Source organism: Actinoplanes sp. NBRC 103695, from assembly GCF_030269485.1.
Taxonomy (GTDB): Bacteria; Actinomycetota; Actinomycetes; order Mycobacteriales; family Micromonosporaceae; genus Actinoplanes.
This window is the reverse complement of record NZ_BSTL01000002.1, coordinates 435,528-449,493: the sequence shown is the minus strand read 5'-3', so window position 1 is coordinate 449,493 and position 13,966 is coordinate 435,528. Positions and strand designations below refer to the sequence as shown.

16 protein-coding genes are annotated in these 13,966 nt (G+C 71.0%); 13 read left to right on the top strand and 3 right to left on the bottom strand.

Annotated features, from left to right (window positions below):
* The first annotated feature begins 180 nt into the window (after positions 1-180).
* From acnA to QSK31_RS04430, 4 genes are all read left to right on the top strand, one after another.
* On the top strand, positions 181-2,967 hold the full coding sequence (gene acnA / locus QSK31_RS04445) for an aconitate hydratase AcnA (protein ID WP_285681147.1): 2,787 nt from the start codon (positions 181-183) through the stop codon (positions 2,965-2,967).
* A 68-nt stretch (positions 2,968-3,035) separates the two neighbouring features.
* A complete protein-coding gene (locus tag QSK31_RS04440; protein ID WP_285681144.1) occupies positions 3,036-3,380 on the top strand; it encodes a YciI family protein in 345 nt (114 codons plus the stop codon).
* Between the two features lie 16 nt (positions 3,381-3,396).
* Positions 3,397-4,512 (top strand): RNA polymerase sigma factor, encoded by a 1,116-nt coding sequence (locus QSK31_RS04435; protein WP_285681141.1) that lies wholly within the window; start codon positions 3,397-3,399, stop codon positions 4,510-4,512.
* Positions 4,513-4,657: 145 nt separating this feature from the next.
* Positions 4,658-5,557: a serine protein kinase RIO gene (locus QSK31_RS04430; RefSeq protein WP_502872897.1), complete on the top strand. Its 900-nt coding sequence runs from the start codon at positions 4,658-4,660 to the stop codon at positions 5,555-5,557.
* 61 nt (positions 5,558-5,618) lie between these two features.
* On the opposite strand, the gene QSK31_RS04425 is transcribed toward QSK31_RS04430, so the two are convergent.
* Positions 5,619-5,864 carry a DUF2630 family protein gene (locus QSK31_RS04425; RefSeq protein ID WP_285681139.1) on the bottom strand — a complete coding sequence of 82 codons (246 nt, stop codon included), beginning with the start codon at positions 5,862-5,864 and terminating at the stop codon, positions 5,619-5,621.
* 325 nt (positions 5,865-6,189) lie between these two features.
* On the opposite strand from QSK31_RS04425, the gene QSK31_RS04420 reads away from it, so the two are divergent.
* A complete protein-coding gene (locus QSK31_RS04420; RefSeq protein WP_285681137.1) occupies positions 6,190-6,936 on the top strand; it encodes a class I SAM-dependent DNA methyltransferase in 747 nt (248 codons plus the stop codon).
* Here the strand turns inward: QSK31_RS04420 and QSK31_RS04415 are convergent.
* Positions 6,920-7,567, bottom strand: coding sequence for an HAD family hydrolase (locus tag QSK31_RS04415; protein ID WP_285681135.1), 648 nt, complete (start codon positions 7,565-7,567; stop codon positions 6,920-6,922). The genes QSK31_RS04420 and QSK31_RS04415 overlap by 17 nt on opposite strands.
* A 216-nt stretch (positions 7,568-7,783) precedes the next feature.
* On the opposite strand from QSK31_RS04415, the gene QSK31_RS04410 reads away from it, so the two are divergent.
* The 5 genes from QSK31_RS04410 (at position 7,784) to QSK31_RS04390 (ending at position 11,687) form a co-directional block, all read left to right on the top strand.
* A complete protein-coding gene (locus QSK31_RS04410) occupies positions 7,784-8,353 on the top strand; it encodes a TetR/AcrR family transcriptional regulator (protein ID WP_285681133.1) in 570 nt (189 codons plus the stop codon).
* Positions 8,354-8,409: 56 nt separating this feature from the next.
* On the top strand, positions 8,410-9,288 hold the full coding sequence (locus QSK31_RS04405) for a TIGR04222 domain-containing membrane protein (protein ID WP_285681131.1): 879 nt from the start codon (positions 8,410-8,412) through the stop codon (positions 9,286-9,288).
* A gap of 82 nt (positions 9,289-9,370) precedes the next feature.
* Positions 9,371-10,318, top strand: a complete 948-nt coding sequence (locus tag QSK31_RS04400; protein WP_285681129.1) for a TIGR04222 domain-containing membrane protein — start codon at positions 9,371-9,373, stop codon at positions 10,316-10,318.
* Positions 10,315-11,130, top strand: a complete 816-nt coding sequence (locus tag QSK31_RS04395; RefSeq protein WP_285681126.1) for an MbnB/TglH/ChrH family RiPP precursor modification enzyme — start codon at positions 10,315-10,317, stop codon at positions 11,128-11,130. The genes QSK31_RS04400 and QSK31_RS04395 overlap by 4 nt, the downstream gene beginning before the upstream one ends.
* Before the next feature lie 80 nt (positions 11,131-11,210).
* Positions 11,211-11,687, top strand: coding sequence for an SCO6045 C-terminal-like domain-containing protein (locus QSK31_RS04390; protein ID WP_285681425.1), 477 nt, complete (start codon positions 11,211-11,213; stop codon positions 11,685-11,687).
* Here the strand turns inward: QSK31_RS04390 and QSK31_RS04385 are convergent.
* The gene (locus tag QSK31_RS04385) at positions 11,638-12,024 is read right to left on the bottom strand and encodes a cupin domain-containing protein (protein ID WP_285681124.1); all 387 of its coding nucleotides are present in this window, start codon (positions 12,022-12,024) and stop codon (positions 11,638-11,640) included. The genes QSK31_RS04390 and QSK31_RS04385 overlap by 50 nt on opposite strands.
* A 36-nt stretch (positions 12,025-12,060) precedes the next feature.
* Between QSK31_RS04385 and QSK31_RS04380 the strand changes: the two genes are divergently transcribed.
* From QSK31_RS04380 to QSK31_RS04370, 3 genes are read left to right on the top strand one after another with little or no spacing between them, the layout of a single operon-like run.
* Positions 12,061-12,822, top strand: coding sequence for an SDR family oxidoreductase (locus QSK31_RS04380; RefSeq protein WP_285681122.1), 762 nt, complete (start codon positions 12,061-12,063; stop codon positions 12,820-12,822).
* A complete protein-coding gene (gene mug, locus QSK31_RS04375) occupies positions 12,819-13,361 on the top strand; it encodes a G/U mismatch-specific DNA glycosylase (protein WP_285681120.1) in 543 nt (180 codons plus the stop codon). The genes QSK31_RS04380 and mug overlap by 4 nt, the downstream gene beginning before the upstream one ends.
* Positions 13,358-13,831, top strand: coding sequence for a molybdenum cofactor biosysynthesis protein (locus QSK31_RS04370; protein ID WP_285681119.1), 474 nt, complete (start codon positions 13,358-13,360; stop codon positions 13,829-13,831). Before mug ends, QSK31_RS04370 begins: the two co-directional genes overlap by 4 nt.
* Positions 13,832-13,966: the final 135 nt, after the last annotated feature.

The following is a 13,966-nucleotide window of genomic DNA, read 5'->3' as shown; positions in this document are numbered from 1 at the left end:
TTCCCACAGCGTGACAAGGGAAAACGCTGGTTTGTGCGACTGTCACCCGGACTTGCGCATGAATACAAGACGGACGTACGGTTTATTGGATCGAGCGGGGACCGTCAGTTAGGTCGGCCTAACTGCCGAGGTGCCGTGACCGGTGCGAAAGACTGGTGAGGACGACTCACGGTCGGGCGTGTGAAGGGAGCTGACGTGGCCAGCCTGGACACCTTTGGTGCGAAGAGCGAGCTGCGCGTCGGGGACGCGAGCTACGAGATTTTCACGATCGACAAGGTGGAGGGCCACGACCGGCTGCCCTACTCCCTGAAGATCCTGCTGGAAAACCTTTTGCGGACCGAGGACGGCGCGAACATCACCGCCGACCACATCCGCGCCCTCGGCGGCTGGGACTCCTCCGCCGACCCGAGCGTCGAGATCCAGTTCACGCCCGCGCGGGTGCTGATGCAGGACTTCACCGGCGTCCCCTGCGTCGTCGACCTCGCCACCATGCGTGAGGCCGTCCGCGACCTGGGCGGCGACCCGGCGAAGGTGAACCCGCTCGCCCCCGCCGAGCTGGTCATCGACCACTCGGTGATCGCCGACCTCTTCGGCCGGCAGGACGCCTTCCAGCGCAACGTCGAGCTGGAGTACCAGCGCAACCGCGAGCGCTACCAGTTCCTGCGCTGGGGCCAGACCGCGTTCAACGAGTTCAAGGTCGTCCCGCCCGGCACCGGCATCGTGCACCAGGTCAACATCGAGTACCTGGCCCGCACGATCATGGAGCGCAACGGCCAGGCGTACCCGGACACCCTGGTCGGCACCGACTCGCACACCACCATGGTCAACGGCCTGGGCGTGCTGGGCTGGGGCGTGGGCGGCATCGAGGCCGAGGCGGCGATGCTCGGCCAGCCGGTCAGCATGCTGATCCCGCGGGTCGTCGGCTTCAAGCTGCACGGCGAGATGCCGGCCGGCACCACCGCGACCGACCTCGTCCTCACGATCACCGAGATGCTGCGCGAGCACGGGGTGGTCAGCAAGTTCGTCGAGTTCTACGGCCCCGGCGTGAGCGCGGTGCCGCTGGCCAACCGGGCCACGATCGGCAACATGTCGCCGGAGTACGGCTCGACCGCGGCGATCTTCCCGATCGACCAGGAGACCATCAAGTACCTCCAGCTCACCGGCCGGTCCGAGCAGCAGGTCGCGCTGGTCGAGGCGTACGCGAAGCGCCAGGGCATGTGGCTGTCGCCGGAGGCCGAGCCGGATTACTCCGAGCGGCTCGAACTCGACCTGTCGACCATCGTGCCGTCGCTGGCCGGGCCGAAACGCCCTCAGGACCGGGTGCCGCTGAACGCCGCCAAGCCGATGTTCCGGGACGCGCTGACCAACTACGTGTCCGCCACCGGATCAGCGGACGAGGCGTCCGAGGAGTCGTTCCCGGCCTCGGACCCGCCGGCCAACCACGTCTCGGATGACTCCGACAAACCGCACATCTTCTCGGCTGCGAACGGCGCTGACGGGCGGCCGTCCAACCCGGTGCGGGTGACCAACGACGACGGCGTCGAGTTCGAGCTCGACCACGGCGCGGTCGTCATCGCCGCCATCACGTCCTGCACCAACACCTCGAACCCGCAGGTCATGATCGGTGCGGCGCTGCTGGCCAAGAACGCGGTCGACCGCGGCCTGACCAGCAAGCCGTGGGTGAAGACCACGCTCGCGCCCGGGTCCAAGGTCGTCATGGACTACTACGACCGGGCCGGCCTCACGCCGTACCTGGACAAGCTCGGCTTCAACCTGGTCGGCTACGGCTGCACGACCTGCATCGGCAACTCCGGGCCGCTGCCCGAGGCGATCTCCGCCGCGGTCAACGAGAACGACCTGACCGCCGTCTCGGTGCTCTCCGGCAACCGGAACTTCGAGGGCCGGATCAACCCGGACGTCAAGATGAACTACCTGGCCTCACCACCGCTGGTGGTGGCGTACGCGCTGGCCGGCACGATGGACCTGGACATCACGACCGAGCCGCTCGGCACCGGGTCGGACGGCAAGCCCGTCCTGCTCTCCGACATCTGGCCCAGCGCCAAGGAGATCGACGACGTGATCGCCTCGGCGATCGGCGCGACCGGCTTCTCGGCGGCGTACTCCGACGTGTTCGCGGGCGACGAGCAGTGGCAGTCGCTGCCCACGCCGACCGGCGACACCTTCGAGTGGGCCTCCGATTCGACCTACGTCCGGAAGCCCCCGTACTTCGAGGGCATGTCGGCCGAGCCGACGCCGGTGGTCGACATCTCGGGCGCCCGGGTGCTGGCCAAGCTGGGTGACTCGGTGACCACCGACCACATCTCCCCGGCCAGCTCGATCAAGCCCGACTCCCCCGCCGGCAAGTACCTGGCCGAGCACGGCGTCGAGCGTCGCGACTTCAACAGCTACGGCTCGCGGCGCGGGAACCACGAGGTGATGATCCGCGGCACGTTCGCCAACATCCGGCTGCGCAACCAGTTGGTGCCCGGCGTCGAGGGTGGTTTCACGGTCAACCACCTGACCGGCGACCAGAGCACGATCTACGACGCGTCGCAGGCCTACCAGGAGGCCGGCGTCCCGCTGGTGATCCTGGCCGGCAAGGAGTACGGCTCCGGCTCGTCCCGCGACTGGGCGGCCAAGGGCACCATGCTCCTCGGGGTGCGCGCGGTGATCGCCGAGTCGTACGAGCGCATCCACCGCTCCAACCTGATCGGCATGGGCGTGCTGCCGCTGCAGTTCCCGCCCAAGACCAGCGCCGAGAGCCTGGAGCTGTCCGGCACCGAGACCTTCACCATCACCGGGGTGACCGCCCTCAACGACGGCTCGATCCCGTCCACGGTGAAGGTCCGCACCGACACCGGTGTCGAGTTCGACGCCGACGTGCGCATCGACACCCCCGGCGAGGCCGACTACTACCGCCACGGCGGCATCCTGCAGTACGTCCTGCGGAAGATGCTCGACAGCTGAGTGTCCATCGGTCGTCTCCCTGTTCGTAGTTGAGGCAACATGCTGAACGACGGACAGGGAGACGAAACATGAAGTACCTGATGCTGATGCACGCCGGCGCGGTCGACGAGAACGGTCAGAACACCGCCTGCACGCCCGAGGACTGGATGACCTTCGACAAGGAGGTCAAGGACGCCGGGGTGTTCGTCTCCGGCGAGTCCCTGGCCGACCTGGTGAGCGCGACGACGGTACGGGTGGCCGCGGACGGCCGGCGGGTGGTGACCGACGGGCCGTTCGCCGAGACGCGCGAGGTGCTCGGCGGTTTCTACGTGATCGACGTGCCCGACCTGGACGCCGCGCTGGACTGGGCGGCCCGCTGCCCCGGCTCGTGGGGCGACGGCTCGATCGTGATCCGCCCGGTCGCCCAGTTCTGACGGCTCGGCTCTGATCGTGGACGAGGTGGATTCGGTGGCCGCCGTGTTCCGGGAGGAGCGCGGCCGGCTGCTGGCCGCCTTGGCCCGCCGCTTCGGCGACCTGGACCTGGCCGAGGAGGTCACGTCCGAGGCGATCGAGGCGGCGCTCGTCTCCTGGCCGGTCGACGGGGTGCCACCCAGGCCGGGTGCGTGGCTGATGACGACGGCCCGCCGCCGGGCGATCGATCGGTTGCGGCGCGATCAGGCGTACGCGGCAAGGCTGGCGATCCTCCAGGCCGAAGCGGACCGCGCGGCCCCGCCCGCCCCGGTGCCGCCGGACGACCTGCCGGACGAGCGGCTGCTGCTCTTCTTCACCTGCGCGCACCCGGCACTGCCGGCCGAGGACCGCGGCGCCCTGACGCTGCGTTTCCTCGGCGGGCTGACCACCACCGAGGTGGCGCGGGCGTTCCTGGTGCCGGACGAGACGATGGCCAAGCGCATCACCCGGGCGAAGAAGAAGATCAGCCAGGCGCGGATCCCGTTCCGGGCGCCGTCCGCCGGCGAGTTGCCGCAGCGGCTGCCGGACGTGCTCCAGGCGGTCTACTCGATCTTCACCGAGGGGTACGCGGCCCGCCGGTCCGACCTCGCCGAGGAGGCCATCCGGCTCGCCCGGATCCTGCGCCGGCTGCTGCCCGCCGAACGTGAGGTGGCCGGGCTGCTCGGCCTGATGCTGCTCGTCCACGCCCGGCGGGACGCGCGTACCGGCCCGGACGGCGAGCCGGTCCTGCTCGACGACCAGGACCGCGGACGCTGGGACCGCCAGCTGATCGAAGAGGGCACGACGCTGGTCCGGGTCGCGTTGACCGGCGGGCCGCCCGGGCCGTACGCGGTGGAGTCGGCGATCGCCGCGCTGCACAACGAGGCGGCCGACGTGGCCACCACGGACTGGCCGCAGATCGTGGCGCTCTACGACGTGCTGCTGGCGCTGACCGAGTCGCCGATCGTGGCCTTGAACCGGGCGGTGGCCGTGGCGATGCGGGACGGTCCGGAGGCCGGCTTGGCGCTGCTCGACGAGCTGGCTTCTTCGCCGCAGCTTCGCGACTACGGCCCGTTCGAGGTGGCCCGCGCGGACCTGCTGCGGCGACTCGAATAAATCGGTTGCGGCTCTTCCCGGGCTCGGGCAGAGTCGCTCCCGTCGTTGGAGGTATGTCTCTCGAAGAGGGGGTGTGGAACATGGCCGTCTTTGTCTTTCGTCGTGCCCTGATTCCCGTTTCTTCCTCTTCCAAGGAGACCCTCAAGTGCGTGAGCACTCCATGCGCCGCGGAAAGCGCAAGTTCGACGACGACGATTCCACCTTCCTGAAGCGTGGCGGCCCCGGCCCCCAGCTCAAAGAAGATCCTGATCTGCCCGACGAGGGCGACCGCTGGTCGACCTGGGACGGCGCATTGCAAGGTCCAGAACCCAGGCCCGATTGGGTACGCACCGAGCACGGCGCCGTGGACACCGAGCTGGGCATGGTGAAGACCGGCAAGGAAGCCGACGTCTTCCTCGTCCGCCGCTACCTCCCCGCCACCGGCCAGTTCAGCATGCTGGCCGCCAAGCGGTACCGCGACGGCGACCACCGCCTGTTCCACCGCGACGCCGGCTACCTCGAGGGGCGCCGGGTCCGCCGGTCCCGCGAGATGCGGGCGATGACCAACCGCACGTCGTTCGGCAAGGAGATGATCGCCGGGCAGTGGTCGGCGGCCGAGTTCGGCGCGCTGTCCCACCTGTGGCAACTCGGCCGGGAGAGTGGCCTGATCCGGGTGCCGTACCCCGTGCAGCTGATCGGCACCGAGCTGCTGATCGAGTTCATCGGCGACTGGGAGACCGGCGAGGCGGCGCCGCGCCTGGCGCAGGTCCGGGCCGGGCAGGACGAGCTCGAGGACCTGTGGCGGCAGATGGTGGACGCGCTGTCCATCCTGGCGCGGGCGCAGGTGGCGCACGGTGACCTGTCGCCGTACAACACCCTGGTCCACGAGGGGCGGCTGGTGCTGATCGACCTGCCGCAGATCATCGACGTGATCACCAACCCGCAGGGCGCCGACTTCCTCGCCCGGGACGTGAAGAACGTGGCGGCCTGGTTCACCAGCCGCGGCGTCGACACCAAGACCGACAGCGTGATCGAGCGCCTGCTCTACGAGGCGGGCTTGCTGTGACAAGGCGCAAGCGCGTCCGGCCGCGGCCACCCAGTCCGAGGTGGCCGCGGCCGCGGCCGCGTCACTGGTAGTAGTTCTCCACCTCGGAAACGCTGTGTGCCTGTTCGGCGTTCGGGTCGTTACCCGCCTCGCGGGCGGCCCGACGCCGGCGCAGCAGATCCCAGCACTGGTCGAGCCCTTCCTCGAGCTCCCTGAGGCGGGCGTGTTCGTCATCGGTGCTGATCTCGCCGCGCCCCACCTGCTGGCGCAGCTTGTGCTCCTCGTCGACCAGCTCATGGATCCGGCCGAGCACGGTTTTGTCATCCATGCCCGAAGCCTAGCCTCGCCCACGATCAGGGAAACCCCGCGACGGCCGAGCGGTCCCGGGCATAAGGTGTCGTCGGCTCGGGTCAGGGCGGGGCTGCCTGCTGAAGATGAACCGCTGGACCCAGGTCCTGTCTCGTGGGCCACCCAGGGCTGCGGAGGGTTCCAGAGCGCGCCTGACAGCGCCCGAAAGCCACCCAAATACAAACCCGGTATTAGGGCGGCTTTCGGTCGATGTCAGCCACACTCTGGAACCCGCCTCGCACTTGGGTGGCCCACGAGACAGGACCTGGCGCCTAGAACACGGCGATCAGCGAAGGACACAGCAGGTGAGCAAGCTCTATGACGGCGCCGCCGAGCACTATGTGCGGGGGCGGCGGGACTATCCGGCGACGCTGGGCGAGACGATCCGGGACGCGCTGGGACTGGACGGGACCGGGCGGCTGCTCGACGTCGGCTGCGGGCCGGGCAAGCTGACCACGCTGCTGGCGCCCTACTTCGCGGCGGCCGTCGGGGTGGACGCCGACCCGGGCATGATCGCGGTTGCGGCAGCTTCCAACCCGGAGATCACCTGGGTACGCCGTAACGCCGAAGAACTGCCCGCCGGCCTCGGCACCTTCCGATGCGTGACGTTCGCGCAGTCATTCCACTGGATGGATCAGGACCGGGTCGCCGAACGGGTCCGGCCCATGATCGAGCCCGGCGGCCACTGGGTGCACGTGGCAGCGCAGACGCATCGCGGCCACATCGGCGACGTCCCGTGGGACCGCATCCAGGAGCTGGTCCACACCCACGTGGGCGACACACATCTGCCCGGCGCCTCCCGCAGCGGCGAGGAGGACGTGATGCTGGCGGCCGGCTACCGCGGCCCGGAACGCATCTCGCTGCCGTGGGGCGAGTCGGTCACCCGCTCCGTCGACGAGGTGGTCTCGGCGGTCTTCTCGCTGTCCTGGGCGGCGCCGCACCTCTTCGCCGACGGCCTGCCGGCCTTCGAGCGGGACCTACGCGCCCTGCTGGGCCCGGGCCCGTTCACGGAGGAGATGTACGAGATGGAGGTCGTTATCTGGTCGCCATGACCGCTGACAAACCCTGGATGACGTTGCCGACCACGCGGGTCGGGGCGTAGCGGTTGTCCAGCCAGTCGCGGCCTCGGTGCAGCCAGACGCTGGGCAGGCCCATGGCCGCCGCGCCGCCGATGTCGGCCTCGGGGCTGTCGCCGACCACCCAGGCGCCGCCGAGGCGCATCCGGACCCGCTGCGCCGCCATCGCGAAGATCCGCGGGTTCGGCTTGCTCACCCCGGCCTGTTCGGAGATGACCCAGTCGGCGACGTACCGGTCCAGGCCGGTTCGCCGGATGCGGCCCTCCTGCGCCTCGGCCGGGCCGTTGGTGACCACCACCGGGACCCAGCCGGCGTCACCGGAGATCTGCAGGGCGCAGGCCACGAGAGGATCGAGTCTCTCGTACGCCAGCGGGCCCTCGTGCAGTTCCTCGAGCAGGTCGATCGACGGGATACCCAGCTCGTACCTGTCCCGGATCGCGTCGGCCACGTCCCAGCGTGACGTCAGACCGTCAGCATCGACGGAGAGTAGCCAGTCCAACTCGGCGGCCGGCGCCCCGATCTCGTCGAGGAATCCCTTCGCCCACAGCCGGAAAGCACCACTGCGGTCGAGCAGGGTGTCATCCAGTGCGAGGAAGACGAGGGGCACGCGCGCACTTTACGTGAGTGAGTAGGTCACCCGACAGCCCGAGTGTGTTAACAAACTCGGGTCGAGATGGTGGAATTCGCGTCATCCGGGCACCTCTGCGGGTGATGACACGGCCGGGCGCTGCCTTCAGTCCGATCGGGGGCGGTGGCGGGGGGAGAGTGGCAAGCCGTACGTACGGATTGCAACGGACCTGACCGGCGTGACACGATCGACGCCGTGCCCAGGGTGAGTCAGGACCAGCTCGACGCCCGCCGCCACGAGATTCTCGCCGCGGCGCGCGGCTGTTTCGCGCGGTTCGGTTACGAGGGCGCGACGGTCCGTCGCCTGGAGGACGCCACCGGGCTGTCCCGCGGCGCGATCTTCCACCACTTCCGGGACAAGGACTCGCTCTTCCTCGCGGTCGCCGAGGACGACGCGGCGGCCATGGCGCAGACCGTCGCCGAGAACGGTCTGGTCCAGGTCATGCGCGATCTGCTGGATCGGGCAGGCAGCGACACGGCCGGCTGGCTGGGCAGCCAGCTGGAGGTGTCCCGGCGGCTGCGCACCGACCCGGCGTTCGCGAAACGCTGGGCCGAGCGGTCGGCCGCGATCGCCGAGGCCACCCGCGAGCGCCTCTCCCGGCAGCGGGACGCGGGCGTGCTGCGCGACGACGTCCCGCTCGAGGTACTGACTCAGTTCCTGGAACTGGCGTACGACGGGATGGTCCTGCACCTGGCCACCGGCCGCCCGCCCGGCGAGCTGAGCCGGGTGCTCGACCTGGTCGAGGACGCCGTCCGCAAGCCTTGAGCAACCCCTCCGAACAGGGGAACCGCAGGCATTGCGCGGGTGTTCACAATGAGGCTGTGACCGACACCTGGGGCATTCCCGGACCGACGTTCCTCCTCTACTTCGCGACGGCCGTCGTAGCGGCCTCGGTCGTCGCCACGATCGCGCGACGGGTCCTCTTCGCCGGACCGTCCAACGGGGCCATCGCGCCGCTCACCCCGCAGCAGGTGGCCTATCTCAACGGTGGTGACCGGCGGGCCATCTGCGCTTCCATCACCGGGCTCCGCGCGCACGGCGTGATCGGCAGCGAGGCCGGCGGCGTGATGGTGCAGACCGGGTCCTTGCCGGCCGGGTCGACGTCGCTGGACACCGCGATCTACAACGCCGCCGGACGCCGGGCGCGGTCGCAGGACCTCAAGACCGACCAGTGGGTGGCCTCGGCGGGCGATCAGCTGCGGCAGGGCCTCGAGCAGCAGGGGTACGCGGCGACGAACGGCCAGCGCCGCCAGGCCGGGATGTGGGCGCTGCTGCCCGCCGCGGTGGTTCTGCTCGGCGTGGTCCGCGTCATCGCCGGCGCCTCGAACGGCAAGCCCGTCGGCAACCTGGTCCTGCTGCTCGTGGTGGCGGTCGTCGCGGCCGTGGTGGCGCTGTTCAAGGCCAACCGCCGGGCCACCTTCTCCACCGCGAGGGCGCTGCGGCAGGTCAAGACGGACAGCCGCCACCTGTCCCCGCAGATGACGCCGTCGCTGACCACCTACGGCGCGACGGGCGCGGCGATGGGTGTCGCGGTGTTCGGCGCCGCCTCGCTGTACGCGATGGACCCCGCGTTCGCGGCCGAGGCGGAGATCCAGCGGGTCGGCGCCGGCGGCCCGCTCACCACCGGCGGCGGCGACAGCGGCAGCGGCGGTTCCTGCGGCGGCGGAGGCGGTTGCGGCGGCGGGGGCTGCGGGGGCTGACCGCCGTGTCCGCCCTGGTCAAATGGTGTTTGCCAGCTGCTGCACAATGAAGCCGGCAGGTAAGTGAAAGGGGGGTACTCAGATGGCCTACATCGCAGCGGCCTCGGACACCTGGGGCATTTCCGGACCCACCTTCCTCGGTTATTTCGCCGTTGCCGCCGTCGTCGCCGCGATCATCGCGGGCATCGCACGGCGCATCATCTTCGCGGGGCCGTCCGACAGCACCCGCCTGACCCTGGCGCCGCAGCAGGTCGCCTATCTGAACGGCCGGGAGAACCTGGCGGTCTACGCCTCCCTGACCGGCCTGCGCGCCGCCGGCGTCCTGACCAGCGGGCCGGGCGGCACGCTGCAGATCACCGGGCCGATGCCGGCCGGCCTGACCCCGTTGGACGTCGCGATCTACAACGCGGCCGGTCGCGGCGCCCGCGTCCGTGACCTGAACCGCGACCAGTGGGTCCGCCCGGCCCTCGACCAGCTCAAGGAAAGCGTCGAGCGCACCGGATACGCCACCACGAGCAGCCAGCGGTCGATCGCCCGGCTCTGGGCGCTGCTGCCCGCCGCCGTGGTCGCGGTCGGCGTGGTCCGCCTGCTCGACGGCTCACGCAACGACAAGCCGGTCGGGTTCCTGGTTCCGCTGCTGTTCTTCGGCGCGATCCTCGCGCTCTCGGCGCTGCTCTACAGCAACCGCAGCGCCACCTACGCGACCGCGAAGGCCCTGCGCAAGCTGCGCGTGGACAACCAGCACCTGGCGCCGCGGATGTCGCCGTCCTACGCCACCTACGGCGCATCCACGGCGGCGATGGGTGTCGGGCTGTTCGGCGCGGCCTCGCTCTACGCGATGGACCCGGCGTTCGCGGCCGAGGCGCAGATCCAGCGCAACCTCGGCACCGCGTCGGGCGGCTCGTCGGACAGCAGCGGCGGGTACTCGTCGTCCTGCAACTCGACCGGCGGCAGCTCGTGCAGCAGCAGTAGCAGCTCGTGCAGCAGCGGCAGCTCCTGCGGTGGTGGCGGCGGCGGGTGCGGCGGATGACGGACTACGGCGTGGGGATCGGCTGGCGGCCCGAGATCGCCGGCTTCGTCGCCGGGCTGCCCGGCCTGAGGTTCGCCGAGGTGGTCGCGGAGTCCATCCACGACCACGACGACCTGCCGCCCGGGCTGGCCGAGCTGCGCGCCCGCGGCGTGGCGATCGTGCCGCACGGCGTACGGCTGTCGCTGGGCGGCGCCGAACCGGTCGAGCCGGACCGGGTGCGGCACCTCGCCCGGGCCGCCGAACGGCTGGCCGCGCCCCTGGTCAGCGAGCACATCGCGTTCGTCCGGGCGGGCGGCGTCGAGGCCGGCCACCTGCTGCCGATCCCGCGCAGCCGCGAGGCGGTCGACGCGATCGTCGCCAACGTGGAGCGCACCCAGGCGGAGCTGAGCGTCCCGATCGCGCTGGAGCCGATCGCCGCGGTCTTCGACTGGCCGGACAACGAGCTCGACGAGGGCGACTTCCTCACCGAGATCCTCGACCGGACCGGCGCCCTGCTCCTGCTGGACGTGGCGAACGTGTACGCCAACGCGCTGAACCGAGGCGACGACCCGGCCGCGCTGTTCGACCGGATCCCGCTGGAGCGCATCGCCTACGTGCACGTGGCCGGCGGCGCCGAACACGACGGCATCTACCACGACACGCACACCGACACCGTGCCCCCCGCCGTCTACGACCTGGTCGCCGACCTCTGTGCGCGGCACCGCCCGCCGGCTCTGATGCTGGAACGCGACGGCCACTACCCACCGGCCGACGACCTGCGCGCCGAACTCGACGCGATCGCCAAGTCCTCCGGCTACCCGGCCGTGACATGACCCCGCCGGCGGGCGACCACGTGACCTCAACCGGGGCGGGACCGCGGCCCGGCGACCACGTGACCTCGCCCGGGGCGGGGCTGCGGGCCGGTGACCACGCAGGACAACCCGGCGGCGCGGCACGGAGCCTGGCCGACCGCCAAGCCGAGCTTGTGGGGACGCTCACCTCCGGTGCGCCCGTACCAGAAGGGTTTGATGCTCGTCTGGTCGAGACCGCGCGGGTCGCGTTGCTCAGAAAGCGTGCCGGCGAGGTCGCGAAGGCCTGGCCCGCACTGGCGGCCAGTCACGGCCGGGAGTGGAATGCGGCCTTTGCGCGATGGGCGGCGACGCGGCCGACGCAGGGATCGTTGCGCGACGGCTGGGATCTGGCCCGCGAGGTGGGTGCCGGCCTGCGGTCCGACGCGGCGGAGGAACTCGCGGCGAGAGAGGCCCTTCAGGTGTACGACGGGGAGCACGCGCCGCGCCCACGACGGCTCCCGGCCGTGCGGCGCGGCGACGGCGGCGTACTCATCCAGGTAGCGGGCCGGCTGCGAACCCTCCGGTGGCCGTCAGGCTGAACTGCCGCATCGTCAAGCCGTGCAGCCCGCCCTCCGGCACGTGCAGGAAATCGCCCGCCGTGCCCTCCACCCAGCGTTTGCCGTCGTAGAGCTGGATCGAGCCGGACAGCACGTAGAACGACTCGGAGATGGACCGGTGGAAGTGCGGGTCCGGGCCGCTGCGGGGCCCCTTGAAATCCCAGCGGTACAGGCCTAACTGGCCGTGCGTGGTCTCGCCGGTGGCGAGATAGCTGGTGGCGTTGCCCGGGGTGCTGAGCTCCGGCTGCTGGGAGCCGAGACGAACGGTGGCCGACGCCTCGCCACCGTCGCCGAGGTACCGCGGTTCGGGATACGACATGGGTCCGAACCTACGCTTTGTGGATAGGGTCGGGACATGGATCTCGGGCTGGCAGATCAGGTCTTCGTCCTCACCGGGGCTTCCAAGGGCCTCGGGTACGCCACGGCGGCGGCCCTGGTCGCCGACGGCGCCCGGGTGGTCGTCTCGTCCCGCGACTCGTCTCAGGTCTCCGCCGCGGTGTCCCGGCTCGGCGACCTCGCCACCGGCGTCGTCGCCGACCTGACCGACACCTCGACCCCCGAAATGCTGGTGGGCACGGCGATCGACCGCTTCGGCCGCTTCGACGGCGCCCTGATCTCGGTGGGTGGCCCGCCGTCCGGCACAGCCGCCTCGATCACCGACGAGCAGTGGCTGGCGGCGTTCCAGACGGTGTTCCTCGGGTCGGTGCGCGCGGCCCGGGTGTTCGCTGAGGCCCTGGCGGCGCGCGAGGGCGGCGCGATCGGCCTGGTGCTCTCCCGCTCGTCACGCGAGCCGCTGGCGGGGCTGGGCTTGTCCAACGGTTTGCGGCCCGGCCTGGCCGGGGTGGCCAAGGACATGTCCAACGAGTACGGACACCGCAACGTCCGCTTCGTCAGCCTCCTGCCCGGGCGCATCCTCACCGACCGCAACCGCGAACTCTTCGAAGCCTCGGGCGACCCCGGCAAGGCTGCCGCCGACGCCGCCGGCGAGGTACCGCTGGGCCGCATCGGTGACCCGGACGAGTTCGGCCGGGTGGCCGCCTTCTGCCTCTCCCCCGCCGCGAGCTACCTGACCGGCATCACCGTGCCGGTCGACGGCGGCGCCCTCCGCGGCCTGTGAAACCAACGGCTTCGGATCTTGCGGCAGCGGCCGGGAAGATCATCCCTGACCTGGTGGGGCCGGACCTGCGAGTGCTGTTCTCCGGCATCAACCCGAGCCTCTACTCGGCCGCGACCGGTCACCACTTCGCCCGCCCCGGCAACCGTTTCTGGCCGGCCCTGCACCTGTCCGGGTTCACCGGCCACCGCCTGCATCCGTCCGAGCAGTGGGGTCTGCCCGCGCTGGGCCTGGGGATCACCAATGTGGTCGCCCGGGCCACGGCCCGCGCCGACGAGCTCTCCCCCGCCGAGCTGATCGCCGGCGGCGAAACCCTCCAGGCTCTGGTTGCTCAGTGGCGCCCCCGCTACCTGGCCGTCCTGGGCGTGACGGCGTACCGCACCGCCTTCGCCCGCCCCAAGGCAGCGGTCGGTCCCCAGCCCGACGACCGGCTCGGCGACACCAGGATCTGGGTCCTTCCCAACCCGAGCGGCCTCAACGCCCACTACCAGATCGACCGTCTGGCCTCGGAATTCGCCCGCCTCCGGGAGGTTGCCTCATGACCGCCGCGATCGTCCAGCTGCTCGCTTCCCCGGCGCACCGCTTCGAGGGCCGCCCGATCGACGGTCCCGCACCCGCCCCGCCGGGCGAGGTCGTCACCGAGGCCCACATCCGCGCCGGTCTCGGCATCGTCGGCGACCGCTACTACGCCAAGCAGGCCCACCGGGACGCCGCCGTCACGCTGATCGCCCAGGAGTCCCTGCCGCCCGGCATCGACCTCACCCATGTCCGCCGCAACATCCTCACCACCGGCATCGCGGTCGACGACCTGGTCGGCCGCACCCTCTGCCTGGACTCGGGCGCCGGCCAGGTCTGCCTGGAGGTCCGCCGCCCCGCCAACCCGTGCGCCTGGATGGACGTCACGATCGCCCCCGGCGCCTGGCGCACCCTGCGAGGCAGGGGCGGCATCCGCTGCGTCCCCCTCAACGACGGCATCCTGGTCCCTGGCCCGGTGACGGTCGAGATCCGATGATCAGGCGCGATGAGGCGATGGAGCCGTTCCCGCTCGTCGCCGGCCGTCACGACGGCCTTGGCCGGGAAGGAGCCGTCGCCGAGTTCCACCGTCACGTCCGGGCCGGCGCGCACGTCCAGGTTGGCGCGCGGAGCA